The organism is Legionella fairfieldensis ATCC 49588, from assembly GCF_000621525.1.
GTDB classification, from domain to species: Bacteria; Pseudomonadota; Gammaproteobacteria; order Legionellales; family Legionellaceae; genus Tatlockia; species Tatlockia fairfieldensis.
This window is the reverse complement of record NZ_JHYC01000063.1, coordinates 1-1,014: the sequence shown is the minus strand read 5'-3', so window position 1 is coordinate 1,014 and position 1,014 is coordinate 1. Positions and strand designations below refer to the sequence as shown.

The window sequence follows — 1,014 nt, the reverse complement described above, 5'->3', positions numbered from 1 at the left end:
ATTTTTTAAACGTATCAATAATTTTGAATGAATATTTTTTAAATGGACTGCAATACTTTCCGTATAATTTCTATTAATTAATTGTACTTCATCATGATTAAGACAACTGCTATTAAGTGCAGAGATAATTTGCTCATGGTTAAATAAATCTTGATTTAATTTAATGTCCTTATAGGCTGGGTTATTCTTAAAAAATTTCTCTCTGTATAAACCACCACTCAGATTATGAATGTTAATTAACTTACAAATACCAGGATTTGAATCTTTAAATAGTAAAGAAATTTCATGAATATCAATAGGCTTGGCATTTATAAAACCAATCGTAATATTAATTACGAACATGATAAGCAAGAAAAAAAACAATGCTAGAAGAGAATTCAGGATATTTTTCATTTTTTGTCCTTTGTATATGTAGTTACTTTGACTTATCCCCTAAAGTTTCTGCCTCCACCTCATTCGCAGATAACCATTGGCCAAGCTTACTTTCCAAGTTTTAATCATCTATGCAATTAGATGGCACTATACTCTTAATTCATGCTCTAACGCTTGCTTTACAAGCTCATTAAGCTTAATTCCCCTGCTTGTTGCGGCAATTACCGCCCTTTCATGCAATGCCTCTCCTATTCTCACATTGAAGGTGCCTTTAAATGGTTTTTCAGGCACAAGACCTTCTTTTTCACACATGAAAAGATAATCATCAATTGCTTCTTCAAATGCTTCTTTAATTTGAGCAGCACTCTCGCCTTCATAACTAATTAAGGCTTTAATAAATTCAACTTTTCCAAAAAGCGTCAAATCATCTTCAGCAAAGTGAATTGAGCCGTAATAGCCTTTATATTTCAGCATATCTTTCATAACAGTCCTTCCTTTTTTAGTTGATCAATTACCTGTTTCAAGAGATACATTTTTATCACCGGCCTCGGATGTGGTTTATGAAGCATAATTGGAGAATATACATCCGATATAAATCGGACACGAGAGCCACTGGTTTTTCCAACAGTGCTCTCCCTATAC

General features: G+C 32.8%; 2 protein-coding genes. Both read right to left on the bottom strand.

Annotated elements, in window-relative coordinates; translation table 11 throughout:
- Positions 1-393 (bottom strand): hypothetical protein (locus T345_RS14230; protein ID WP_035918944.1); only part of this gene is annotated, 393 nt, incomplete at its 3' end.
- 126 nt (positions 394-519) lie between these two features.
- Positions 520-855, bottom strand: a complete 336-nt coding sequence (locus tag T345_RS0110800) for a type II toxin-antitoxin system HicB family antitoxin (protein ID WP_028389342.1) — start codon at positions 853-855, stop codon at positions 520-522.
- Positions 856-1,014: the final 159 nt, after the last annotated feature.

What these genes read in the sequence shown, in the direction of transcription:
- T345_RS0110800 (WP_028389342.1), bottom strand. Translation starts at nt 855, where the DNA reads ATGAAAGATATGCTGAAATATAAAGGCTATTACGGCTCAATTCACTTT.